This is a genomic window from Streptomyces rubiginosohelvolus, assembly GCF_014649875.1.
GTDB lineage: Bacteria > Actinomycetota > Actinomycetes > Streptomycetales > Streptomycetaceae > Streptomyces > Streptomyces rubiginosohelvolus.
In genome coordinates, this window is the sequence record NZ_BMTW01000001.1 from 434684 (window position 1) to 454253 (window position 19570).

The window sequence follows — 19570 nt, forward strand, 5'->3', positions numbered from 1 at the left end:
GCCCGCGAGCGTCGATAAACGAACGCCCCGGCAAGCACGGAGTGTGCCGCCGGGGCGAACGTGACAGTCGAGCAGGCGATATTTAGCGCTTGCTGTACTGCGGGGCCTTACGGGCCTTCTTGAGACCGGCCTTCTTGCGCTCGACCGCACGGTCGTCGCGGGAGAGGAAGCCGGCCTTCTTCAGCGTGGCGCGGTTGTTGTCCACGTCCGCCTCGTTCAGCGCGCGGGCCACGCCGAGGCGCAGGGCGCCGGCCTGACCGGAGACGCCGCCACCCGAGATGCGGGCGATGACGTCGTAGCGGCCGTCGAGCTCGAGCACCTTGAAGGGCTCGTTGACTTCCTGCTGGTGCACCTTGTTGGGGAAGTAGTCCTCAAGGGTGCGACCGTTGATCTTCCACTTGCCGGTGCCCGGAACGATCCGGACGCGGGCGATGGCGTTCTTGCGACGGCCCAGGCCGGCGGCGGGCTGCGGGTCACCGAAGCGGCCCGCGAGGGACTCGCTGGTGTACTCGCCCTCGACGGGAACCTCGGACTCGAAGGTGGTCACCTCGGCGAAGGTCTCCTCGCCCTCGGTGCCCTCGACGGGGTTCTCAACAGTGGTCTCGGCCACGATTCTCCTCAGATCTTTCTGTACGTCTTAGGGGGTGGCCGGAACTACTGCGCGACCTGGGTGATCTCGAACGGGACCGGCTGCTGAGCAGCGTGCGGGTGCTGGTCGCCCGCGTAGACCTTGAGCTTCGAGAGCACCTGACGGCCCAGGGTGTTCTTGGGGATCATGCCCTTGATGGCCTTCTCGACGGCCTTCTCGGGGTTCTTCGCCAGCAGCTCGTCGTAGCGCACCGAACGGAGACCGCCCGGGAAGCCCGAGTGGCGGTACGCCATCTTCTGGGTCTTCTTGTTGCCGGACAGGTGCACCTTGTCGGCGTTGATGATGATGACGAAGTCGCCCATGTCCATGTGGGGGGCGTAGATCGCCTTGTGCTTACCCCGGAGGAGGTTCGCAGCCGTGGTGGCGAGACGGCCCAGGACGATGTCCTGAGCGTCGATGATGTGCCACTGGCGAGTGACATCGCCGGGCTTGGGGCTGTACGTACGCACTTCGTAGCCTTCGCTTCTTAGTGGATGAGGTCCAGACAACACATGGCACCCCTGAAGCGATCATGCAGCTGGGGCTCACAGTGCCGGGACGATGCCCGTATGCGAGCCACTGGTAACTGCTCCAGAGAACCTACGTAGGGGCCCTGAGCGCCACGGGGGCGCGGCCGATACGCATAACAAAGGGGAAGCCTACCGTCGACCCCCCACGGGGGTCAAAACGCCCCCGTGGCACCCATCCGGCCCAGCGGCACCCATCCCCCGCGAGGCAACCTTTCCAGCCCCGCCGGCGCTTGAGGCGATCCTTCCAGCCCCGCCGGCGTTTGGGGCGCGGGGGCCCGGGGGCAGCGCCCCCGCAACGGCGCCGCACGGCACCTCACCGCGACCGCTCAACCCTCCGCTCGTCCCACACCGGCTCCGCCGTCTCCCGCACCACCCCATCCGCCCCGAACACCAGATACCGGTCGAAGGACTTCGCGAACCACCGGTCGTGCGTCACGGCCATCACCGTCCCGTCGTACACCTCGAGCCCGTCCTGCAGCGCCTCCGCCGACTCCAGGTCCAGGTTGTCCGTCGGCTCGTCCAGCAGCAGCGCGGTGGTCCCCGCCAGCTCCAGCAGCAGGATCTGGAACCGCGCCTGCTGCCCACCCGAAAGCCGCTCGAAGTCCTGGTCCCCCTGCCGCTCCAGCTCGTACCGCCGCAGCACCCCCATCGCCCCGCCCCGGTCCTTGGCGTGCTCGGACCAGAGGATGTCCACCAGCGTCTTCCCCAGCAGCTCCGGATGCGCGTGCGTCTGCGCGAAGTGCCCGGGCACCACCCGCGCCCCGAGCTTCCACTCCCCCGTGTGCGCCACCGGCTCCCCCGCCAGCAGCCGCAGGAAGTGCGACTTGCCGGACCCGTTGGAGCCGAGGACCGCGACCCGCTCCCCGTAGAAGATCTCCAGGTCGAACGGCTTCATCAACCCGGTCAGCTCCAGCCCCTTGCAGGTGACCGCCCGCACCCCGGTCCGCCCGCCGCGCAGCCGCATCTTGATGTCCTGCTCGCGCGGCGGCTCCGGCGGCGGTCCCGCCTCCTCGAACTTCTTGAAGCGGGTCTGCATCGCGTGGTAACGGTTCGCCATGTCCGGGCTGTTCGCCGCCTGCTGCCGCATCCGCAGGACGAGCGCCTTCAGCCGGGCGTGCTCCTCCTGCCAGCGCCGCAGCAGCTCCTCGAAGCGGGCGAACCGCTCCTTGCGCGCGTCGTGGTACGTGGCGAAGCCGCCACCGTGCACCCATACATCGCTGCCCGCCGGGCTCGGCTCGACACTGACGATCTTCTCGGCGGCCCGGGACAGCAGCTCCCGGTCGTGGGAGACGAAGAGGACCGTCTTACGGGTCTCCTTCAGCTTCTCCTCCAGCCATCGCTTCCCCGGCACGTCCAGATAGTTGTCCGGCTCGTCCAGCAGCAGGACCTCGTCGGGCCCGCGCAGCAGCGCCTCCAGCACCAGCCGCTTCTGCTCACCGCCGCTGAGCGTGCGCACCTCGCGCCACTGCGCCTTCTCGTACGGAACGCCCAGCGCGGCCGTCGTGCACATGTCCCAGACCGTCTCGGCCTCGTACCCGCGCGCCTCCGCCCAGTCGCTCAGCGCCTGCGCGTACGCCATCTGCGCGGCCTCGTCGTCGACGGTGAGGATGCGTTCCTCGGCCGCGTCGACCGCCTTCGCCGCCTCCCGGATCCTCGGCTGCGACACCGACACCAGCAGGTCCCGTACGGTCCGCTCGTCCCGCACCGAGCCCACGAACTGCGGCATCACGCCGAGCCCGCCGCTCACCGAGACCGTGCCGCCGTGCGGCTGGAGCTCACCGGCGAGGAGGCGCAGCAAGGTCGTCTTGCCCGCCCCGTTCGCCCCGACGAGCGCGACGACGGCTCCGTCGGCCACCCGGAACGAGGCGTCGCCGAGCAGCACCCGCCCGTCCGGAAGGTAGTACTCAAGGTGGCCCGCTTCGAGATGTCCCATACCGAGCATTGTCACGGTCCGCGAACTCCAGGCCCAACCGGTTTACCTCACCCCCTAAACTGCGCGCATGAGCTTTGGGCAAGGGGGGGCCTCCTGGGGGCCCGGGGGCGACGGGACACCGGACTGGGCGGCGCTGGCGGATCAGTCCGCGGCGCGGGCCCGCCGCAGGAGACTGCTGATGATCGGCGGCGGGGCGCTGGCCACCGTCGCGATCGGCGCGATCGTGACCACCGCCGTGGTCACATCGAACGGCGGCGGCACCGGCAAGGGCGACAAGAACGCCAGCCAACTCCCCGCCCCCGCCGACCTCCCCGAGGACACCTCGGCGCCCCAGCCCTCGTTCTCGTCGGTCGCACCGCCGCCCCCGCCGGACCCCAAGGACTTCATATCCAGCGCCGACAAGGACAAGGCGCCGGTCACCGTCGACGGGTTCTTCCCCGGCAAGAAGCTCACGATGGGCGACCGCGTCCACCTCAAGGGCGCGACGAGCAGCTCCGCGAAGTGCGCCACGGGCACCCAGGGCGCCCTCGGCTCCGTCCTCACGAACAACGGCTGCAAGCAGCTCATCCGGGCCACCTACCGCAAGGACGGGGTGGCCGTCACGGTCGGCGTCGCCGTCTTCGACACGGAGGCCCGCGCGAAGAAGGCCGTCGACCAGGCCTCGGGCGGTCTCGCCTCGCTCAGCGGCGGGGGCGTCAACACCTTCTGCCGAGGCGGCACGGTCTGCCTGCGCACGTCCAACTCCTACGGCCGTTACGCCTACTTCACCATCGGCGGCTTCCTCAACGGCAAGCGGGTCACCACCGCCGACGAGAACGTCTACGCGGTCAACAAGGACCTGACCAACTTCACCTTCCGTCAGATCCACCGCCGGGGCCAGATCCAGGCCTCGCAGGCCGTGGCCGACCCCAACGGCTGACCGACGCCCGGGGGGGGCGGGGATCAGCAGCAGCCCGCCCCCGGCAACGTCCGTACGTTCCGGGCCTCTTCGGCCCGCGCCGCCAGCAAGTCGTCCGCCGGGTAGGCCACTTCCTCCAGCGTCAGCCCGTGCGGGCGCACCACGTGCACCCCGGGGTCGCGCACCTTCGCGGCCAGTACCTCGGCGGGCCAGGAGGCGGGCCGCCGCCCGTCGCCGACGAACAGCGCCGCCCCGATCAGCGCCCGCACCATGTTGTGGCAGAACGCGTCCGCCTGCACGGTCGCGGTGAGGACCCCGGACTCCTCATCCCGTACCCAACTCAGCTTCTGGAGCGTACGGATGGTCGTCGCCCCCTCGCGCTTCTTGCAGTACGCGGCGAAGTCGTGCTCGCCGACCATCAGCGCGGCCGCCTCGTTCATCGCGTCCAGGTCCAACGGCCGGTCGTGCCACAGCACATGACCACGCGTCAGCGGATCGACCCCGCCGGGCCGGTCGCCGACGCGGTAGGCGTACCGCCGCCACAGCGCGGAGAAGCGGGCGTTGAACCCTGCCGGGGCGGGGGCCGCACGCCAGATACGCACGTCGAGCGGCAGCCGCCCCGCGAGCCGCCGCAGCAGCTTCTCTTCATGCTCGCCCCAGACCGCCTCCGGCAGATCCACATGGGCCACCTGGCCGCGCGCGTGCACGCCGGCGTCCGTGCGGCCCGCCACCGTCAGGTCGTACGTCACCGACGAGCGGGTCACGGTCCGCAGCGCGTCCTCGATCTCGCCCTGCACCGTGCGCCGGCTGGTCTGCTTCGCCCAGCCGGAGAAGTCCCTGCCGTCGTAGGACAGGTCCAGTCGTACCCGTACGAAACCGGGCTCGGCCTGGTCACTCACCGCGTCTCCCTCTCCACACCCTGGTCAGCGAAACGGGCCCGCACCGCCCCGAAGGGTGATGCGGGCCCGTCCCGTGGTCGCTAGAACGCTCAGGCGTCCTTCGACTCGGCGTCGTCGGCCGGCTTGGCGTCCTCGACGGACTCGGCCGCGGGGGCCTCGTCCTTCTTGGCCGCGTCTTCCTTGACCGCGCGCTTCGTGGCGGCCTCGGCCTCACCGGTGGCCTGCTGGGCCACGGTCAGCGCCTCGACCAGCTCGATGACCGCCATCGGGGCGTTGTCGCCACGACGGTTGCCGATCTTGGTGATACGGGTGTAACCACCGGGGCGGTTCTCGTACCGGGGAGCGATCTCGGTGAAGAGCGTGTGGACGACGCTCTTGTCCGTGATCGTCTGGAGCACCAGGCGACGGTTGTGGATGTCGCCCTTCTTCGCCTTGGTGACGAGGCGCTCGGCGACGGGGCGCAGGCGGCGAGCCTTGGCCTCGGTCGTCGTGATGCGGCCGTGCTCGAACAGCGACTTCGCCAGGTTGGCGAGGAGCAGACGCTCGTGCGCGGCGCTGCCGCCCAGACGGGCACCCTTGGCGGGACGCGGCATGGTGATTCTCCTTGTGTGCTGCACCGGCCGTATCAGGTACCGGTGTCAGTTCCCGCGAGGCGGTCGCCTCACGGAAGTCATAGCTGCCGGACGGCGTTCAAGCCCGCCCGACCTTCGCGCCGGACATCGGCCAAATTCAGCCCGTCCGGCGATTGAGGACAAAGCCTCAGCCCCGGCACGGGGGCACCCTGAAAACCGGGCACCCCCAGCCGGGAGGCGATCAGTACTGCTCGGTCTCCACGAAACCCGCATCCGCGTCGTCGTCGGCGCCAAAGGCGTCCGCCGCAGCCGTCGGGTCGAAGCCGGGAGGCGAGTCCTTCAGCGCGAGGCCCATACCGGCCAGCTTCGCCTTGACCTCGTCGATCGACTTCGCACCGAAGTTGCGGATGTCGAGCAGGTCCGCCTCGGAACGGGCCACGAGCTCACCCACGGAGTGGATGCCCTCGCGCTTGAGGCAGTTGTACGAACGGACCGTGAGCTCCAGCTCCTCGATCGGCAGAGCCAGATCGGCGGCGAGAGCGGCGTCCGTCGGGGACGGGCCCATGTCGATGCCCTCGGCGTCGATGTTGAGCTCGCGCGCCAGACCGAACAGCTCGACCAGGGTCTTACCGGCCGACGCCATGGCGTCACGGGGACGCATGGCCTGCTTGGTCTCGACGTCGACGATCAGCTTGTCGAAGTCGGTGCGCTGCTCGACACGGGTCGCCTCGACCTTGTACGTGACCTTGAGCACCGGCGAGTAGATGGAGTCGACCGGGATACGGCCGATCTCCTGGCCGACCTGCTTGTTCTGGACGGCGGAGACGTAGCCGCGACCGCGCTCGACGGTCAGCTCCATCTCCAGCTTGCCCTTGCCGTTGAGCGTGGCGAGAACGAGGTCGGGGTTGTGCACCTCGACACCGGCCGGGGGCGCGATGTCGGCGGCGGTGACCAGACCCGGGCCCTGCTTGCGCAGGTACATCACGACCGGCTCGTCGTGCTCCGAGGAGACGACCAGCTGCTTGATGTTGAGGATGAGGTCGGTGACGTCCTCCTTGACGCCCGGCACGGTGGTGAACTCGTGCAGGACACCGTCGATCCGGATGCTGGTGACAGCGGCACCGGGGATCGAGGAGAGGAGCGTACGGCGGAGGGAGTTGCCGAGGGTGTAACCGAAGCCCGGCTCCAGCGGCTCGATCACGAACCGGGAGCGGAACTCGTCGACGACCTCTTCGGTCAGCGACGGACGCTGAGCGATAAGCATGCGGTGATCCTTCAGTCGTGGGCACCCACTATTTGATGCCCGACAGATGTAACAAGGGTACGGGCGGTACGCCCCGTAAGAGGTGTACCGCCCGGACCCGGCGCTACTGACGCACGGCCGTCACCGGCCGTAGCGGGTCAGACGCGACGACGCTTCGGCGGACGGCAGCCGTTGTGCGGCGTCGGGGTGACGTCCTGGATCGAACCGACCTCCAGGCCGGTGGCCTGGAGCGAACGGATCGCGGTCTCACGGCCGGAGCCGGGACCCTTGACGAAGACGTCGACCTTGCGCATGCCGTGCTCCTGCGCGCGGCGGGCGGCCGACTCGGCGGCCATCTGCGCGGCGAAGGGGGTGGACTTGCGCGAGCCCTTGAAGCCGACGTGGCCGGCGGAGGCCCAGGAGATCACGTTGCCCGAGGGGTCCGTGATCGACACGATGGTGTTGTTGAACGTGCTCTTGATGTGCGCGTGGCCGTGAGCGACGTTCTTCTTTTCCTTGCGACGCACCTTCTTGGCTGCGCCCTGACGACCCTTGGGGGGCATGTCTTGACTCCAGATGGAGAGGGGAGGTGATCGGTCCTACAGCGAAGACCGCTGGTTGCTGCGGGTCCCGGGAGAACCGGAGGTCCGCAGTGCGTCCGCTGAGGACTACTTCTTGCCCGGCTTCTTCTTACCGGCGATGGCGCGACGCGGGCCCTTGCGGGTACGCGCGTTCGTGCTGGTGCGCTGACCGTGGACGGGCAGGCCACGACGGTGGCGGATGCCCTGGTAGCAGCCGATCTCGACCTTGCGGCGGATGTTCGCCTGGACCTCGCGGCGGAGGTCACCCTCGGTGCGGAGGTTGGCGTCCACGTGCTCGCGGATCTTGACGAGGTCTTCCTCGGCCAGGTCGCGAACGCGGGTGTTCGGGTTCACGCCGGTGGAGGCGAGGATCTCCTTGGACCGGGTGCGCCCGATACCGAAGACGTAGGTGAGGGCAACCTCCACGCGCTTTTCGCGCGGGATGTCAACACCTGAAACGCGTGCCATTCAATGGCTCCAGTTGTTAGATCGGGGGTCTTCCGCAGTGCCACTCCCGACCGCCGACCGCTCACGAGGAGCAGTGGTACGTCCGGGTCCCCGGCCCCCGCCGGAGGTGTCGTCAGCCGTGGCTTGGACGGGTACTGCGTATGTACGTATTACGTGCGTCGCGCGAAGAACTGCGAGATGCAGGCGGTCGTGCGTCAGCCCTGGCGCTGCTTGTGGCGCAGGTTGTCGCAGATGACCATGACCCGACCGTGACGGCGGATCACCTTGCACTTGTCGCAGATCTTCTTGACGCTCGGCTTGACCTTCATGGGATGTCAGGTTCTCCGGGTCAGTGCCATCACCCGCCGAAACGGGGTGCCGGCAAGATCTACTTGTAGCGGTAGACGATCCGGCCACGCGTCAGGTCGTACGGAGAGAGCTCCACCACAACCCGGTCATCGGGGAGGATGCGGATGTAGTGCATCCGCATCTTGCCGCTGATGTGCGCCAGGACCTTGTGACCGTTCTGGAGCTCCACCTTGAACATTGCGTTCGGGAGGGACTCGATCACGGTGCCCTCAATCTCGATGGCACCTTGCTTCTTGGCCACGCTTCGCCTTTCGAATCGGCTACCTTGATCGGCTCCCGCGATCCCGTGCCTGTCATGCGATTGCATGTGGACACACGGATGCACCAGAGCCGACGAGTCAGTCTACGTCAGCGGACTCCAAAAGACGAATCCGTCAAGTTTGCCCAGCCGGGGTGATCCTTAGACCTACCCGAAGGGTCGCATCACCCGAGAGGGTCGGGCGCGGCCTCGATCCCGTACTCCGCGAGCTTCGCCTTCCCGCAGTCCGGCGCGGTCAGGACCAGCGGGCCCTGCTCGGTCAGCGCGATGGAGTGCTCCCAGTGCGAGGACCAGGTGCCGTCCGTCGTGATGACCGTCCAGTCGTCGGCGAGGGTCTCCGTCCGCGCCGTGCCCAGCGAGACCATGGGCTCGATCGCCAGGCAGACGCCGGGGACCAGCTTGATGCCCTTCCCGCGCTTGCGGGAGACGTAGTTCAGCAGATGCGGGTCCATGTGCATCTCGGTGCCGATGCCGTGGCCGCCGAAGTCCTCGATGATCCCGTACTTCCCGGTCGCCGGGCGGGGCTGCCGGCGGATGTAGGTCTCGATGGCCCGGGAGACGTCGACGAGGCGGTTGTTCACCTTCATCGCGGCGATCCCGGCCCACATCGACTCCTCGGTCACCCGGGAGAGCTCGACCAGCTCCGGAGCGTGACCGGTGCCCACGAAGGCGGTGTAGGCCGCGTCACCGTGCCAGCCGTCCACGATCGCGCCGGCGTCGATCGAGATGATGTCGCCGTCCTTCAGGACCGTCTTCTCGTCCGGGATGCCGTGGACGACGACCTCGTTGACCGAGGTGCAGATGGTCGCGGGGAACCCGCCGTACCCGAGGAAGTTCGACTTCGCGCCGTGGTCGGCGATCACCTTGCGAGCGACCTGGTCCAGGTCGTGCGTGGTGGCCCCGGGCACGGCCGCCTCACGGGTGGCGGCGTGAATGGCAGCGACCACCAGGCCCGCCTCGCGCATCTTCGCGATCTGCTCGGGGGTCTTGATCTGCACCATTGCTCGGCGCCTCTCTGCATCGACGGTGACGGGTACGGCTCGGCGTGTTCAACGATACGGGGGCAAGCAGTCGGCCGCGGCGCCCAGAGGCGCCGCGGCCGGCTTGCACAGCGGGTGGTACGGGGTGACGCTCAGCTCTCGTCGGAGGGCTTCAGCGCGTCCATGGCGCGGGTGGTCACGTCCGCGACCTCGCCGAGCGCGGAGATGGTCACCACCAGGCCCTGGGCCCGGTAGTAGTCGATGATCGGCTCGGTCTGCGTGTGGTAGACCTCCAGCCGGGTACGGACCGTCTCCTCGCTGTCGTCGTGGCGCTGATACAGCTCGCCGCCGCAGACGTCGCAGACGCCCTCGGTCTTCGGCGGGCTGTATGACAGGTGGAAGACGTGCGCGCTGTCCTTGCGGCAGACGCGGCGGCCCGCGATCCGCTTCACGACCTCGTCCTCGGGGACCTCCAGGTCGAGAACCGCGTCGAGCTTCACGCCCTCGTCCTTGAGCATCACGTCAAGGGCTTCGGCCTGGCCCACGTTCCGCGGGAAGCCGTCCAGCAGGAAGCCGTTCACGGCGTCCGACTGGGACATGCGGTCCTTGGCCATCCCGATGGTGACTTCGTCCGGCACCAGCTGCCCCGCGTCGATGTAGGCGCGGGCCTGCTTGCCAAGGTCGGTGCCCTGGCTCATGTTGGCGCGGAAGAGGTCACCCGTGGAGATGTGCGGAATCGACAGGTTTTGGGCAAGGTACGCAGCCTGCGTTCCCTTGCCGGCACCCGGAGGCCCGACGAGGACGATGCGCATCAGCGGAGGAACCCTTCGTAATTGCGCTGCTGGAGCTGACTCTCGATCTGCTTCACGGTTTCCAGACCCACACCCACGATGATGAGGATGCTCGTCCCGCCGAACGGGAAGTTCGCGTTCGCACCGCCGAAGCCCGCCAACGCCATCGTCGGCACAAGAGCGATCAGGGCCAGGTACAGCGAGCCTGGCCAAGTGATCCGGTTGAGCACGTAGCTCAGGTATTCGGCAGTAGGACGACCTGCGCGGATACCCGGGATGAAGCCACCATACTTCTTCATGTTGTCGGCGACCTCGTCGGGGTTGAACGAGATGGCCACATAGAAGAAGGCGAAGAAGACGATCAGCAGGAAGTACGCCACCATGTAGAACGGCTCGTTCTGCTGCACGAAGTTGTCCGTGATCCAGGTCGCCCAGCCCGCGTTGGAGCCGGAGAACTGGACGATCAGCGCCGGGATGTAGAGCAGCGACGAGGCGAAGATGACGGGAATCACACCCGCCTGGTTCACCTTGAGCGGGATGTACGTGGACGTACCGCCGTAGGAACGGCGACCGATCATGCGCTTCGCGTACTGCACCGGGATGCGGCGCTGGGCCTGCTCGACGAAGACGACGAGGCCGACCATCACGAAGCCGATGAGGATGACGGTAGCGAACTCGATCCAGCCGTCGGCCAGCTTGCCGCTCTCCTTGATGGACCACAGGGCGCCGGGGAACGTGGCGGCGATCGAGATGAACATCAGGATCGACATGCCGTTGCCGATGCCGCGGTCGGTGATCAGCTCACCGAGCCACATGACGGCGGCCGTACCGGCGGTCATCGTGATGACCATGATGACCGTGGTGAAGACCGACTTGTCCGCGACGATCTGGTCGCCCACGGAACAGTTCTGGAAGAGCGCACCGCTGCGGGCGGTGGCGACGAGGCCGGTGCCCTGGAGGACGGCCAGCGCGACCGTCAGATAACGCGTGTACTGCGTGATCTTCGCCGTGCCGGACTGCCCCTCCTTCTTCAGGGCTTCCAGGCGCGGGATCACGACGGTCAGCAGCTGCAGAATGATGCTCGCCGTGATGTACGGCATGATGCCGAGCGCGAAGATGGTGATCTGCAGCAGGGCGCCACCGCTGAACATCTGCATCAGACCGAGGAGACCACCCGAGTCCGCCTGGTCGATGCACTGCTGCACCTTCGTGTAGTCGACGCCGGGAGCCGGGATGTGCGCCCCGAGCCGGTAGATCACGATCATGGCGAGCGTGAAGAGCAGCTTCTTGCGCAGGTCGGGCGTCTTGAACGCTCGGGCGAACGCGGTGAACACGGTGCCTCCTGCGACCCCCGCGCTGTGCGTCAGAGGCGACGGGTCTGGATGGGATCGGATACAGGGCAGCCCTACATCGTAAGGAGGCCACAAAAGATTAACGGCGCTACCCTACCCGGCTCGGGACTGAGCAGGAAACACGCACCGCACACCGGTGCACGGCCCGCCTCCCGGCCCGCGTCGCGAAAGACCGGCCAAGCCACACCATTTGGGACGTGAACGTCCCTGCGCTCCCCCACCGCCGGTGCGGTGGACACCCGTTCAACCTTTCCCGAGCCTTTACGGTTCCCGTATATCGCACCGAAATGGTTCCGGGCACGAAAAAAGCCCGGCCGGCCACCTCCGAAGAGGCAGCCGGCCGGGCTCAGTTCTGTCCCGGGGCTCAGACGAGCTCGGTGACCGTACCGCCGGCGGCGGTGATCTTCTCCTTGGCGGAGCCGGAGACGGCGTCAACCGAAACCTGCAGTGCCACGGAGATCTCGCCCTGTCCGAGGACCTTGACGAGGTGGTTGTTGCGCACGGCACCCTTGGCGACCAGGTCGGCCACCGTGACCTCTCCACCCTCGGGGTAGAGCGTCGCGAGCTTGTCCAGGTTCACGACCTGGTACTCCGTGCGGAACGGGTTCTTGAAGCCCTTGAGCTTCGGGAGACGCATGTGGAGGGGCATCTGGCCACCCTCGAAGCGCTCCGGAACCTGGTAACGAGCCTTCGTACCCTTGGTACCACGGCCTGCGGTCTTACCCTTGGACGCCTCACCACGACCCACACGGGTCTTGGCGGTCTTGGCGCCCGGGGCAGGCCGGAGGTTGTGGGCCTTCAGCGGGCTGTTCTCCGCCATGTCAGTCAACCTCCTCAACCGTCACGAGGTGGCGGACGGTCTGCACCATTCCGCGGAACTCGGGGCGGTCCTCCTTGACAACCGAGTCGTTCAGGCGCTTGAGCCCGAGCGAACGCAGGGTGTCGCGGTGGTTCTGCTTGCTGCCGATGTACGACTTCGTCTGCGTGATCTTGAGGCGAGCCATTACGCACCCGCTCCCGCACGCGCACGAAGCAGAGCCGCGGGGGCGACGTCCTCGAGGGGCAGACCGCGGCGGGCCGCGATCTCCTCGGGACGCTGCAGGCCCTTCAGGGCCTCCACGGTCGCGTGCACGATGTTGATCGCGTTGGACGAGCCAAGCGACTTCGACAGGATGTCGTGAACGCCGGCGCACTCGAGCACGGCACGCACCGGGCCACCGGCGATAACACCGGTACCGGGGGAAGCCGGCTTGAGCAGGACGACGCCCGCTGCCTTCTCGCCCGTGATCGGGTGAGGGATGGTGCCCTGGATGCGGGGGACCTTGAAGAAGTTCTTCTTGGCCTCTTCGACACCCTTGGCGATGGCCGCGGGAACTTCCTTGGCCTTGCCGTATCCGACACCGACCGTGCCGTCACCGTCGCCCACCACGACCAGCGCGGTAAAGCTGAAGCGACGACCACCCTTCACAACCTTGGCGACGCGGTTGATCGCGACGACGCGCTCGACGTACGCGGTCTTCTCGGCGGCGCTGGCGCCACCGTCACGGCCCTTCCGGTCCCGCCGCTCGCCGCCACCGGCACCGCTGCCGCGGCGCTGGGGTCCAGCCATGGGAATTACCTCTCTCTGTTACGTCCGCTGTGCGTAGGAACCGGGGCTTAGAACTTCAGCCCGGCTTCACGGGCGGCGTCAGCCAGAGCGGCAATCCGCCCGGCGTACTGGTTACCACCGCGGTCAAACACGACGGCCTCGACGCCTGCAGCCTTGGCACGCTCGGCGACCAGGGCGCCGACCTGCTTGGCCTGGGCGCTCTTGTCGCCCTCGCCACCACGGATCGAGGTGTCCAGGGTCGACGCCGACGCGAGCGTGTGGCCCGCGATGTCGTCGATGATCTGGGCCACGATGTGGCGGTTGGAACGCGTCACGACCAAGCGGGGACGCTCCGGCGAACCGGAGATGTGCTTGCGGACGCGGATGTGGCGCCGCTTGCGGGCAGCGCGCTTGTACGCGTCGCCCTTGGCGATCTTCACACCGTATGCCATGGCTACTTACCAGCCTTTCCGACCTTGCGGCGGATGACCTCGCCCGCGTACTTGACGCCCTTGGCCTTGTACGGGTCGGGCTTCCGCAGCTTGCGGATGTTGGCGGCCACTTCGCCGACCTTCTGCTTGTCGATGCCCTCGACGCTGAGCTTCGTGGGCGACTCGACCTTGAAGGTGATGCCTTCCGGTGCCTCGATGAGGATCGGGTGGCTGTAGCCCAGGGCGAACTCCAGGTTGGAGCCCTTCGCCTGGACGCGGTAACCGACACCGCTGATCTCGAGCGCCTTGGAGTAACCCGCGGTCACGCCGGTGATCATGTTCGCCACCAGCGTGCGGGACAGGCCGTGGAGGGCCTTGTTCTGACGCTCGTCGTTCGGGCGGGTGACGTTGAGAACGCCGTCCTCACCCTTGGAGACCTCGATCGGCGCGGCGACGGTGTGCGTGAGGGAACCCTTGGGGCCCTTCACCGCGACCGTACGGCCATCGATGGTGACGTCCACACCGGCGGGAACCTGGATGGGGAGCTTGCCGATTCGCGACATGAGCTTTCCTTCCTTTCCCGACTACCAGACGTAGGCGAGGACTTCCCCACCTACGCCCTTCTTGCCTGCCTGCTGGCCGGTCAGGAGACCGTGGGACGTGGAGATGATCGCCACGCCCAGGCCGCCGAGGACCTTCGGCAGGTTGGTGGACTTTGCGTACACACGCAGACCCGGCTTCGAGATGCGCTTGATGCCGGCGATCGAACGCTCGCGGTTCGGGCCGAACTTCAGCTCCAGGACGAGGTTCTTGCCGACCTCGGCGTCCTCGACCTTCCAGCCGGTGATGAAGCCCTCCTGCTGGAGGATCTCCGCGATGTGCGACTTGATCTTGCTGTGCGGCATCACGACGGAGTCGTGGTACGCCGAGTTCGCGTTACGCAGACGCGTGAGCATGTCTGCGATGGGATCAGTCATGGTCATGAATTGGCCTTCGGCCTCTCTCGCCGGGGTTTCCTGTATGCGCCATCCCTCTCCCCACTCACTGGCGGGACGGGTGCGGTGCGGGGACCTACGGCGTAGTAAGTCGGTCTTGGGCGGCAGGCGCCCAACCCTTCAAGCCTACGGCATGAAAGGCGGGGCTCCTGCCGACCAGATGCTTACCGAGAGTCTCCGGGAACTTCCAACGCCCAGGGGGCGAAGGAGAGTTACCAGGAGCTCTTGGTCACGCCCGGCAGCTCGCCACGGTGAGCCATCTCACGAAGGCACACGCGGCACAGGCCGAACTTGCGGTAGACGGAGTGGGGCCGGCCGCAGCGCTGGCAGCGGGTGTACCCGCGAACGCCGAACTTCGGCTTACGGGCGGCCTTAGCGATCAGAGCCTTCTTCGCCACGGTCAGTTCTCCTTGAACGGGAAGCCGAGGTGACGAAGCAGGGCACGACCCTCGTCGTCGTTGGTCGCCGTGGTGACCACGGTGATGTCCATGCCCCGGACCCGGTCGATCTTGTCCTGGTCGATCTCGTGGAACATGACCTGCTCCGTGAGACCGAAGGTGTAGTTGCCACGGCCGTCGAACTGCTTCGGCGACAGGCCACGGAAGTCACGGATACGCGGAAGCGCGAGCGACAGCGTACGGTCCAGGAACTCCCACATCCGGTCACCGCGGAGGGTGACGTGGCAGCCGATCGGCTGGCCCTCGCGCAGCTTGAACTGCGCGATGGACTTGCGGGCCTTCGTGACGGCCGGCTTCTGGCCGGTGATCGTGGTGAGGTCGCGAACGGCCCCGTCGATCAGCTTGGAGTCGCGGGCGGCGTCGCCCACACCCATGTTGACCACGATCTTGACCAGACCGGGAACCTGCATGACGTTCTCGTACGAGAACTCCTCACGCAGCTTGCCGGCGATTTCCTCGCGGTAGCGCGTCTTGAGACGCGGCGCAGTGGTGGCAGTCATCAGATGTCCTCACCGGTCCGCTTGGCAACGCGGATCTTGTTGCCCTCGTCGTCAAAGCGGTAGCCGACGCGAGTGACAACCTTGTTGCCGTCCTTCTCCACGACCAGCTGAACGTTGCTGACGTGGATCGGGGCCTCGGTGGTCACAATGCCACCCGTCTGCGAACCGCGAGCCGTCTGACCGGCCTTGGTGTGCTTCTTGACCCGGTTGACACCCTCGACGAGGACGCGGTCCTGAGCGGGGTAGGCCACGATGACCTTGCCCTGCTTGCCCTTGTCCTTACCGGTGATGACCTGGACCAGGTCGCCCTTCTTGATCTTCATGCTTACAGCACCTCCGGCGCGAGCGAGATGATCTTCATGAACTTCTTCTCGCGCAGCTCCCGGCCCACGGGGCCGAAGATGCGGGTGCCGCGGGGGTCGCCGTCGTTCTTCAGAATGACGGCGGCGTTCTCGTCGAAGCGGATGTACGAGCCATCCTGACGACGACGCTCCTTGACGGTGCGAACGATGACGGCCTTGACGACGTCACCCTTCTTCACGTTGCCACCGGGGATCGCGTCCTTGACGGTGGCGACGATGACGTCACCGATACCCGCGTAGCGGCGACCCGAGCCACCGAGAACACGAATGGTGAGAATTTCCTTCGCACCCGTGTTGTCGGCGACGCGCAGTCGCGACTCCTGCTGGATCACGTCTATCTCCTGATCGTCTGCCGGTTCCCGGCGGGGAGCCACGTAAGTGACTTACGTGGCTCCCTCACCGAGCCTGGCGGAACTGACCTGAGGGAAACCCCTCAGGAATTACTTGGCCTTCTCGAGGATCTCGACGATGCGCCAGCGCTTCGAGGCGGACAGCGGACGCGTCTCCATGATGAGGACGCGGTCGCCGACGCCGGCGGAGTTCTGCTCGTCGTGGGCCTTGAGCTTGTTCGTACGGCGGATGACCTTGCCGTACAGCGCGTGCTTGACACGGTCCTCGACAGCGACGACGACGGTCTTGTCCATCTTGTCGCTGACGACCAGACCCTCACGGGTCTTGCGGAAACCGCGGTCGGTGTTCGTCTCAGTCACAGTCTTCTCGCTCATCAGGCGCTCTCCACCGTCTCGATGCCCAGCTCGCGCTCACGCATCAGGGTGTAGATCCGGGCGATGTCCTTACGGACGGACTTGAGCCGGCCGTGGTTCTCGAGCTGGCCCGTCGCCGCCTGGAAGCGGAGGTTGAACAGCTCTTCCTTGGCTTCGCGGAGCTTGTTGAGGAGCTCCTCGTCGCCCAGCTCGCGCAGCTCGGACGCCTTGGTACCGGCCGACATCACGACTCACCTGCCTCGCGCCGAACGATCCGGCACTTCATCGGAAGCTTGTGAGCAGCGCGGGTGAGCGCCTCACGAGCAATCTTCTCGTTCGGGTAGGACAGCTCGAACATCACCCGACCGGGCTTGACGTTCGCGATCCACCACTCGGGAGAACCCTTACCGGAACCCATGCGGGTCTCGGCAGGCTTCTTCGTCAGGGGACGGTCCGGGTAGATGTTGATCCAGACCTTGCCGCCACGCTTGATGTGACGGGTCATCGCGATACGAGCGGACTCGATCTGACGGTTCGTCACGTACGCCGGGGTCAGCGCCTGGATGCCGTACTCGCCGAACGCAACCTGCGTGCCACCCTTGGACATACCGCTGCGCTTCGGGTGGTGCTGCTTGCGGTGCTTGACCCTACGGGGGATCAGCATTTCGGTCAGGCCTCCGTTCCGGTGCTCTCAGCAGCCGGAGCAGCGGCGGCGGGAGCGTCGGCCTTGGGGGCCTCGGCTGCCGGCGACTGCTGCGGCTTACGGCCGCGACCGCCACGCTCGCCACCACGGCCACCGCGGCCGGCCGGGCGGTCAGCGCCGCCACGAGCCGGACGGTTGCCGGCGCGGGCCGCGGCGTTCTCGGCGCGAACCTCGGCGATGTTCTTGACGTCGCCCTTGTAGATCCAGACCTTCACGCCGATACGGCCGAAGGTCGTCTTGGCCTCGAAGAAGCCGTAGTCGACGTTCGCACGGAGCGTGTGCAGGGGCACACGGCCCTCGCGGTAGAACTCCGAGCGGGACATCTCGGCGCCGCCGAGGCGACCGCCGCACTGGATCTTGATGCCCTTGGCGCCGGCCTTCATCGAGGACTGCATGCTCTTACGCATGGCCCGACGGAAGGAGACGCGGGAGGAGAGCTGCTCGGCGACGGCCTGGGCCACCAGCTGAGCGTCCACCTCGGGGTTCTTGACCTCGAGGATGTTCAGCTGGACCTGCTTGCCGGTCAGCTTCTCCAGCTCGCCGCGGATGCGATCGGCCTCGGCGCCACGGCGACCGATGACGATGCCCGGGCGGGCGGTGTGGATGTCAACGCGGACGCGGTCGCGGGTGCGCTCGATCTCGACCTTCGAGATGCCGGCCCGCTCCATGCCCTTCGTCATCATGCGACGAATGGCGACGTCTTCCTTGACGTAGTCCTTGTACAGCTTGTCGGCGTACCAGCGGGACTTGAAGTCCGTGGTGATGCCGAGCCGGAACCCGTGCGGGTTTACCTTCTGGCCCATTACCGGGTTCCTTCCTTGCTGCTGACGACCACGGTGATGTGGCTGGTCCGCTTACGGATCCGGTAGGCACGGCCCTGAGCACGCGGACGGAACCGCTTCAGGGTCGGGCCCTCGTCCACGTACGCCTCGCTGATGACCAGCGAAGAGGCGTCGGTGTGGTCGTAGTTGTGTGCAGCGTTGGCGATGGCGCTGTCCAGCACCTTGCCAACCGGCACGCTCGCGGCCTGCGGGGCGAAACGCAGGACCGCCTGAGCCTCCGTGGCATCCATGCCACGGATGAGGTCCACCACGCGGCGGGCCTTCATGGGCGTGACGCGGATGTACCGCGCCTGGGCCCTGGCTTCCATGGTTGTCCCTTCGGTGTAAGTCATAGTCGTTTCCACCCCGCGCTTAGCGGCGCTTCGACTTCCGGTCGTCCTTGACGTGGCCGCGGAAGGTGCGAGTCGGCGAGAACTCGCCGAGCTTGTGGCCGACCATCGACTCGGTGACGAACACCGGGACGTGGATCTTGCCGTTGTGCACCGCGATGGTGTGACCCAGCATGGCCGGGACGATCATCGAGCGACGGGACCAGGTCTTGATGACGTTCTTGGTGCCTGCCTCGTTCTGTACGTCCACCTTCTTGATGAGGTGTCCGTCGACGAAGGGCCCCTTCTTGAGACTGCGCGGCATCTAAACCCGCTCCTAGCGCTTCTTGTTCGTCTTGCGGCGGCGGACGATGTACTTGTTGCTCGCCTTCTTGGGAGAACGAGTACGACCCTCCTTCTGACCCCACGGCGAGACCGGGTGACGACCACCGGAGGTCTTGCCTTCACCACCACCGTGCGGGTGGTCAACCGGGTTCATCGCGACACCGCGGACGGTCGGGCGGACGCCCTTCCAGCGCATGCGGCCGGCCTTGCCCCAGTTGATGTTCGACTGCTCGGCGTTGCCGACCTCACCGATCGTCGCGCGGCAGCGCGCGTCGACCAGGCGGATCTCACCCGACGGCATACGAAGGTGGGCCATGGTGCCCTCCTTCGCCAGCAGCTGCACGGAGGCACCCGCGGAACGGGCGAACTTCGCGCCGCCGCCGGGCCGCAGCTCGATGGCGTGGATGGTCGTACCGACCGGGATGTTGCGCAGCGCCAGGTTGTTACCGGGCTTGATGTCGGCGGTCGGACCGTTCTCGACACGGTCACCCTGCGACAGGCCACGGGGAGCGACGATGTAACGCTTCTCGCCGTCCGCGTAGTGCAGCAGCGCGATGCGCGCGGTGCGGTTCGGGTCGTACTCGATGTGCGCGACCTTGGCCGGCACGCCGTCCTTGTCGTGACGACGGAAGTCGATCACGCGGTAGGCGCGCTTGTGGCCACCACCCTGGTGGCGAACGGTCACACGACCGGCGTTGTTACGGCCGCCCTTGCTGTGCAGGGGGCGGACCAGCGACTTCTCCGGCGTGGACCGCGTGATCTCGACAAAGTCGGCGACGCTGGAGCCACGACGGCCCGGGGTCGTCGGCTTGTACTTGCGGATACCCATTTCTCAGTCCTCGTCCGATTCCG

General features: G+C 67.0%; 31 protein-coding genes. 1 reads left to right on the forward strand and 30 read right to left on the reverse strand.

The window, feature by feature from the left end; all coding sequences use genetic code 11:
- Positions 1-82: 82 nt before the first annotated feature.
- From rpsI to IE134_RS01970, 3 genes are all read right to left on the reverse strand, one after another.
- Positions 83-610 carry a 30S ribosomal protein S9 gene (rpsI, locus tag IE134_RS01960; protein ID WP_010058767.1) on the reverse strand — a complete coding sequence of 176 codons (528 nt, stop codon included), beginning with the start codon at positions 608-610 and terminating at the stop codon, positions 83-85.
- Between the two features lie 44 nt (positions 611-654).
- The gene (gene rplM / locus IE134_RS01965) at positions 655-1098 is read right to left on the reverse strand and encodes a 50S ribosomal protein L13 (RefSeq protein ID WP_006126902.1); all 444 of its coding nucleotides are present in this window, start codon (positions 1096-1098) and stop codon (positions 655-657) included.
- A gap of 373 nt (positions 1099-1471) precedes the next feature.
- Positions 1472-3091 (reverse strand): ABC-F family ATP-binding cassette domain-containing protein, encoded by a 1620-nt coding sequence (locus IE134_RS01970; RefSeq protein ID WP_030709157.1) that lies wholly within the window; start codon positions 3089-3091, stop codon positions 1472-1474.
- Between the two features lie 67 nt (positions 3092-3158).
- Here IE134_RS01970 and IE134_RS01975 point away from each other — a divergent pair, with 67 nt between their 5' ends.
- Positions 3159-4010 carry a hypothetical protein gene (locus tag IE134_RS01975; protein ID WP_030709158.1) on the forward strand — a complete coding sequence of 284 codons (852 nt, stop codon included), beginning with the start codon at positions 3159-3161 and terminating at the stop codon, positions 4008-4010.
- 23 nt (positions 4011-4033) lie between these two features.
- Here the strand turns inward: IE134_RS01975 and truA are convergent, their stop codons facing one another.
- The 27 genes from truA to rplB form a co-directional block, all read right to left on the reverse strand.
- Positions 4034-4888, reverse strand: a complete 855-nt coding sequence (gene truA / locus IE134_RS01980) for a tRNA pseudouridine(38-40) synthase TruA (RefSeq protein ID WP_030709159.1) — start codon at positions 4886-4888, stop codon at positions 4034-4036.
- Positions 4889-4977: 89 nt separating this feature from the next.
- The gene (gene rplQ, locus IE134_RS01985) at positions 4978-5481 is read right to left on the reverse strand and encodes a 50S ribosomal protein L17 (protein WP_010058774.1); all 504 of its coding nucleotides are present in this window, start codon (positions 5479-5481) and stop codon (positions 4978-4980) included.
- A 220-nt stretch (positions 5482-5701) separates the two neighbouring features.
- Positions 5702-6724 (reverse strand): DNA-directed RNA polymerase subunit alpha, encoded by a 1023-nt coding sequence (locus IE134_RS01990; protein ID WP_003966937.1) that lies wholly within the window; start codon positions 6722-6724, stop codon positions 5702-5704.
- 137 nt (positions 6725-6861) lie between these two features.
- Positions 6862-7266: a 30S ribosomal protein S11 gene (gene rpsK, locus IE134_RS01995; RefSeq protein ID WP_003956432.1), complete on the reverse strand. Its 405-nt coding sequence runs from the start codon at positions 7264-7266 to the stop codon at positions 6862-6864.
- Between the two features lie 105 nt (positions 7267-7371).
- Complete coding sequence (gene rpsM, locus IE134_RS02000; RefSeq protein ID WP_003966938.1) at positions 7372-7752, reverse strand: 30S ribosomal protein S13; 381 nt, start codon at positions 7750-7752, stop codon at positions 7372-7374.
- A 194-nt stretch (positions 7753-7946) separates the two neighbouring features.
- Complete coding sequence (gene rpmJ / locus IE134_RS02005; protein WP_003956441.1) at positions 7947-8060, reverse strand: 50S ribosomal protein L36; 114 nt, start codon at positions 8058-8060, stop codon at positions 7947-7949.
- Between the two features lie 59 nt (positions 8061-8119).
- Positions 8120-8341 carry a translation initiation factor IF-1 gene (infA, locus tag IE134_RS02010; RefSeq protein ID WP_003956442.1) on the reverse strand — a complete coding sequence of 74 codons (222 nt, stop codon included), beginning with the start codon at positions 8339-8341 and terminating at the stop codon, positions 8120-8122.
- A 182-nt stretch (positions 8342-8523) separates the two neighbouring features.
- Positions 8524-9360, reverse strand: coding sequence for a type I methionyl aminopeptidase (gene map, locus IE134_RS02015; protein ID WP_030709160.1), 837 nt, complete (start codon positions 9358-9360; stop codon positions 8524-8526).
- A gap of 131 nt (positions 9361-9491) precedes the next feature.
- On the reverse strand, positions 9492-10151 hold the full coding sequence (locus tag IE134_RS02020) for an adenylate kinase (protein WP_030709161.1): 660 nt from the start codon (positions 10149-10151) through the stop codon (positions 9492-9494).
- Complete coding sequence (gene secY, locus IE134_RS02025; RefSeq protein WP_030709163.1) at positions 10151-11464, reverse strand: preprotein translocase subunit SecY; 1314 nt, start codon at positions 11462-11464, stop codon at positions 10151-10153. The genes IE134_RS02020 and secY overlap by 1 nt, the downstream gene beginning before the upstream one ends.
- 382 nt (positions 11465-11846) lie before the next feature.
- Positions 11847-12302, reverse strand: a complete 456-nt coding sequence (rplO, locus tag IE134_RS02030) for a 50S ribosomal protein L15 (protein ID WP_003966942.1) — start codon at positions 12300-12302, stop codon at positions 11847-11849.
- Between the two features lies 1 nt (position 12303).
- On the reverse strand, positions 12304-12486 hold the full coding sequence (gene rpmD, locus IE134_RS02035) for a 50S ribosomal protein L30 (protein WP_006126892.1): 183 nt from the start codon (positions 12484-12486) through the stop codon (positions 12304-12306).
- Positions 12486-13091, reverse strand: a complete 606-nt coding sequence (rpsE, locus tag IE134_RS02040; protein WP_010058791.1) for a 30S ribosomal protein S5 — start codon at positions 13089-13091, stop codon at positions 12486-12488. The genes rpmD and rpsE overlap by 1 nt, the downstream gene beginning before the upstream one ends.
- A 47-nt stretch (positions 13092-13138) precedes the next feature.
- Entirely contained in the window at positions 13139-13522 is a 384-nt protein-coding gene (rplR, locus tag IE134_RS02045) for a 50S ribosomal protein L18 (protein WP_006126890.1), read from the reverse strand.
- 2 nt (positions 13523-13524) lie between these two features.
- Complete coding sequence (gene rplF, locus IE134_RS02050) at positions 13525-14064, reverse strand: 50S ribosomal protein L6 (RefSeq protein WP_003966946.1); 540 nt, start codon at positions 14062-14064, stop codon at positions 13525-13527.
- A 21-nt stretch (positions 14065-14085) separates the two neighbouring features.
- A complete protein-coding gene (gene rpsH / locus IE134_RS02055; protein ID WP_003966947.1) occupies positions 14086-14484 on the reverse strand; it encodes a 30S ribosomal protein S8 in 399 nt (132 codons plus the stop codon).
- A 224-nt stretch (positions 14485-14708) separates the two neighbouring features.
- Positions 14709-14894, reverse strand: coding sequence for a type Z 30S ribosomal protein S14 (locus IE134_RS02060; protein ID WP_003948630.1), 186 nt, complete (start codon positions 14892-14894; stop codon positions 14709-14711).
- A 2-nt stretch (positions 14895-14896) separates the two neighbouring features.
- Complete coding sequence (rplE, locus tag IE134_RS02065; RefSeq protein WP_006126888.1) at positions 14897-15454, reverse strand: 50S ribosomal protein L5; 558 nt, start codon at positions 15452-15454, stop codon at positions 14897-14899.
- On the reverse strand, positions 15454-15777 hold the full coding sequence (gene rplX / locus IE134_RS02070; protein ID WP_003966949.1) for a 50S ribosomal protein L24: 324 nt from the start codon (positions 15775-15777) through the stop codon (positions 15454-15456). The genes rplE and rplX overlap by 1 nt, the downstream gene beginning before the upstream one ends.
- A 2-nt stretch (positions 15778-15779) precedes the next feature.
- Positions 15780-16148 (reverse strand): 50S ribosomal protein L14, encoded by a 369-nt coding sequence (gene rplN, locus IE134_RS02075; RefSeq protein WP_003966950.1) that lies wholly within the window; start codon positions 16146-16148, stop codon positions 15780-15782.
- A 108-nt stretch (positions 16149-16256) separates the two neighbouring features.
- A complete protein-coding gene (rpsQ, locus tag IE134_RS02080; RefSeq protein WP_003966951.1) occupies positions 16257-16541 on the reverse strand; it encodes a 30S ribosomal protein S17 in 285 nt (94 codons plus the stop codon).
- Complete coding sequence (gene rpmC / locus IE134_RS02085) at positions 16541-16765, reverse strand: 50S ribosomal protein L29 (protein ID WP_003966952.1); 225 nt, start codon at positions 16763-16765, stop codon at positions 16541-16543. The genes rpsQ and rpmC overlap by 1 nt, the downstream gene beginning before the upstream one ends.
- Positions 16765-17184 carry a 50S ribosomal protein L16 gene (gene rplP / locus IE134_RS02090; protein WP_003966953.1) on the reverse strand — a complete coding sequence of 140 codons (420 nt, stop codon included), beginning with the start codon at positions 17182-17184 and terminating at the stop codon, positions 16765-16767. The genes rpmC and rplP overlap by 1 nt, the downstream gene beginning before the upstream one ends.
- 5 nt (positions 17185-17189) lie before the next feature.
- On the reverse strand, positions 17190-18026 hold the full coding sequence (rpsC, locus tag IE134_RS02095; protein ID WP_007446736.1) for a 30S ribosomal protein S3: 837 nt from the start codon (positions 18024-18026) through the stop codon (positions 17190-17192).
- Complete coding sequence (gene rplV, locus IE134_RS02100; RefSeq protein WP_004571827.1) at positions 18026-18373, reverse strand: 50S ribosomal protein L22; 348 nt, start codon at positions 18371-18373, stop codon at positions 18026-18028. Before rplV ends, rpsC begins: the two co-directional genes overlap by 1 nt.
- Before the next feature lie 43 nt (positions 18374-18416).
- Entirely contained in the window at positions 18417-18698 is a 282-nt protein-coding gene (rpsS, locus tag IE134_RS02105; RefSeq protein WP_003966956.1) for a 30S ribosomal protein S19, read from the reverse strand.
- 12 nt (positions 18699-18710) lie between these two features.
- The gene (gene rplB, locus IE134_RS02110) at positions 18711-19547 is read right to left on the reverse strand and encodes a 50S ribosomal protein L2 (RefSeq protein WP_003966957.1); all 837 of its coding nucleotides are present in this window, start codon (positions 19545-19547) and stop codon (positions 18711-18713) included.
- Positions 19548-19570: the final 23 nt, after the last annotated feature.

What these genes read in the sequence shown, in the direction of transcription:
- rplX (WP_003966949.1), bottom strand. Translation starts at nt 15,777, where the DNA reads ATGAAGATCAAGAAGGGCGACCTGGTCCAGGTCATCACCGGTAAGGAC.
- rpsQ (WP_003966951.1), bottom strand. Translation starts at nt 16,541, where the DNA reads ATGAGCGAGAAGACTGTGACTGAGACGAACACCGACCGCGGTTTCCGC.
- rplF (WP_003966946.1), bottom strand. Translation starts at nt 14,064, where the DNA reads ATGTCGCGAATCGGCAAGCTCCCCATCCAGGTTCCCGCCGGTGTGGAC.
- IE134_RS01970 (WP_030709157.1), bottom strand. Translation starts at nt 3,091, where the DNA reads ATGGGACATCTCGAAGCGGGCCACCTTGAGTACTACCTTCCGGACGGG.
- rpsH (WP_003966947.1), bottom strand. Translation starts at nt 14,484, where the DNA reads ATGACCATGACTGATCCCATCGCAGACATGCTCACGCGTCTGCGTAAC.
- rpmJ (WP_003956441.1), bottom strand. Translation starts at nt 8,060, where the DNA reads ATGAAGGTCAAGCCGAGCGTCAAGAAGATCTGCGACAAGTGCAAGGTG.
- rpsC (WP_007446736.1), bottom strand. Translation starts at nt 18,026, where the DNA reads ATGGGCCAGAAGGTAAACCCGCACGGGTTCCGGCTCGGCATCACCACG.
- rpsS (WP_003966956.1), bottom strand. Translation starts at nt 18,698, where the DNA reads ATGCCGCGCAGTCTCAAGAAGGGGCCCTTCGTCGACGGACACCTCATC.
- rplV (WP_004571827.1), bottom strand. Translation starts at nt 18,373, where the DNA reads ATGGAAGCCAGGGCCCAGGCGCGGTACATCCGCGTCACGCCCATGAAG.
- rpsK (WP_003956432.1), bottom strand. Translation starts at nt 7,266, where the DNA reads ATGCCCCCCAAGGGTCGTCAGGGCGCAGCCAAGAAGGTGCGTCGCAAG.
- rplB (WP_003966957.1), bottom strand. Translation starts at nt 19,547, where the DNA reads ATGGGTATCCGCAAGTACAAGCCGACGACCCCGGGCCGTCGTGGCTCC.
- rpmC (WP_003966952.1), bottom strand. Translation starts at nt 16,765, where the DNA reads ATGTCGGCCGGTACCAAGGCGTCCGAGCTGCGCGAGCTGGGCGACGAG.
- rpmD (WP_006126892.1), bottom strand. Translation starts at nt 12,486, where the DNA reads ATGGCTCGCCTCAAGATCACGCAGACGAAGTCGTACATCGGCAGCAAG.
- rplQ (WP_010058774.1), bottom strand. Translation starts at nt 5,481, where the DNA reads ATGCCGCGTCCCGCCAAGGGTGCCCGTCTGGGCGGCAGCGCCGCGCAC.
- rpsE (WP_010058791.1), bottom strand. Translation starts at nt 13,091, where the DNA reads ATGGCTGGACCCCAGCGCCGCGGCAGCGGTGCCGGTGGCGGCGAGCGG.
- map (WP_030709160.1), bottom strand. Translation starts at nt 9,360, where the DNA reads ATGGTGCAGATCAAGACCCCCGAGCAGATCGCGAAGATGCGCGAGGCG.
- rplP (WP_003966953.1), bottom strand. Translation starts at nt 17,184, where the DNA reads ATGCTGATCCCCCGTAGGGTCAAGCACCGCAAGCAGCACCACCCGAAG.
- IE134_RS01990 (WP_003966937.1), bottom strand. Translation starts at nt 6,724, where the DNA reads ATGCTTATCGCTCAGCGTCCGTCGCTGACCGAAGAGGTCGTCGACGAG.
- IE134_RS02020 (WP_030709161.1), bottom strand. Translation starts at nt 10,151, where the DNA reads ATGCGCATCGTCCTCGTCGGGCCTCCGGGTGCCGGCAAGGGAACGCAG.
- rpsM (WP_003966938.1), bottom strand. Translation starts at nt 7,752, where the DNA reads ATGGCACGCGTTTCAGGTGTTGACATCCCGCGCGAAAAGCGCGTGGAG.
- rplO (WP_003966942.1), bottom strand. Translation starts at nt 12,302, where the DNA reads ATGGCGGAGAACAGCCCGCTGAAGGCCCACAACCTCCGGCCTGCCCCG.
- rplE (WP_006126888.1), bottom strand. Translation starts at nt 15,454, where the DNA reads ATGACTGCCACCACTGCGCCGCGTCTCAAGACGCGCTACCGCGAGGAA.
- rplR (WP_006126890.1), bottom strand. Translation starts at nt 13,522, where the DNA reads ATGGCATACGGTGTGAAGATCGCCAAGGGCGACGCGTACAAGCGCGCT.
- IE134_RS01975 (WP_030709158.1), top strand. Translation starts at nt 3,159, where the DNA reads ATGAGCTTTGGGCAAGGGGGGGCCTCCTGGGGGCCCGGGGGCGACGGG.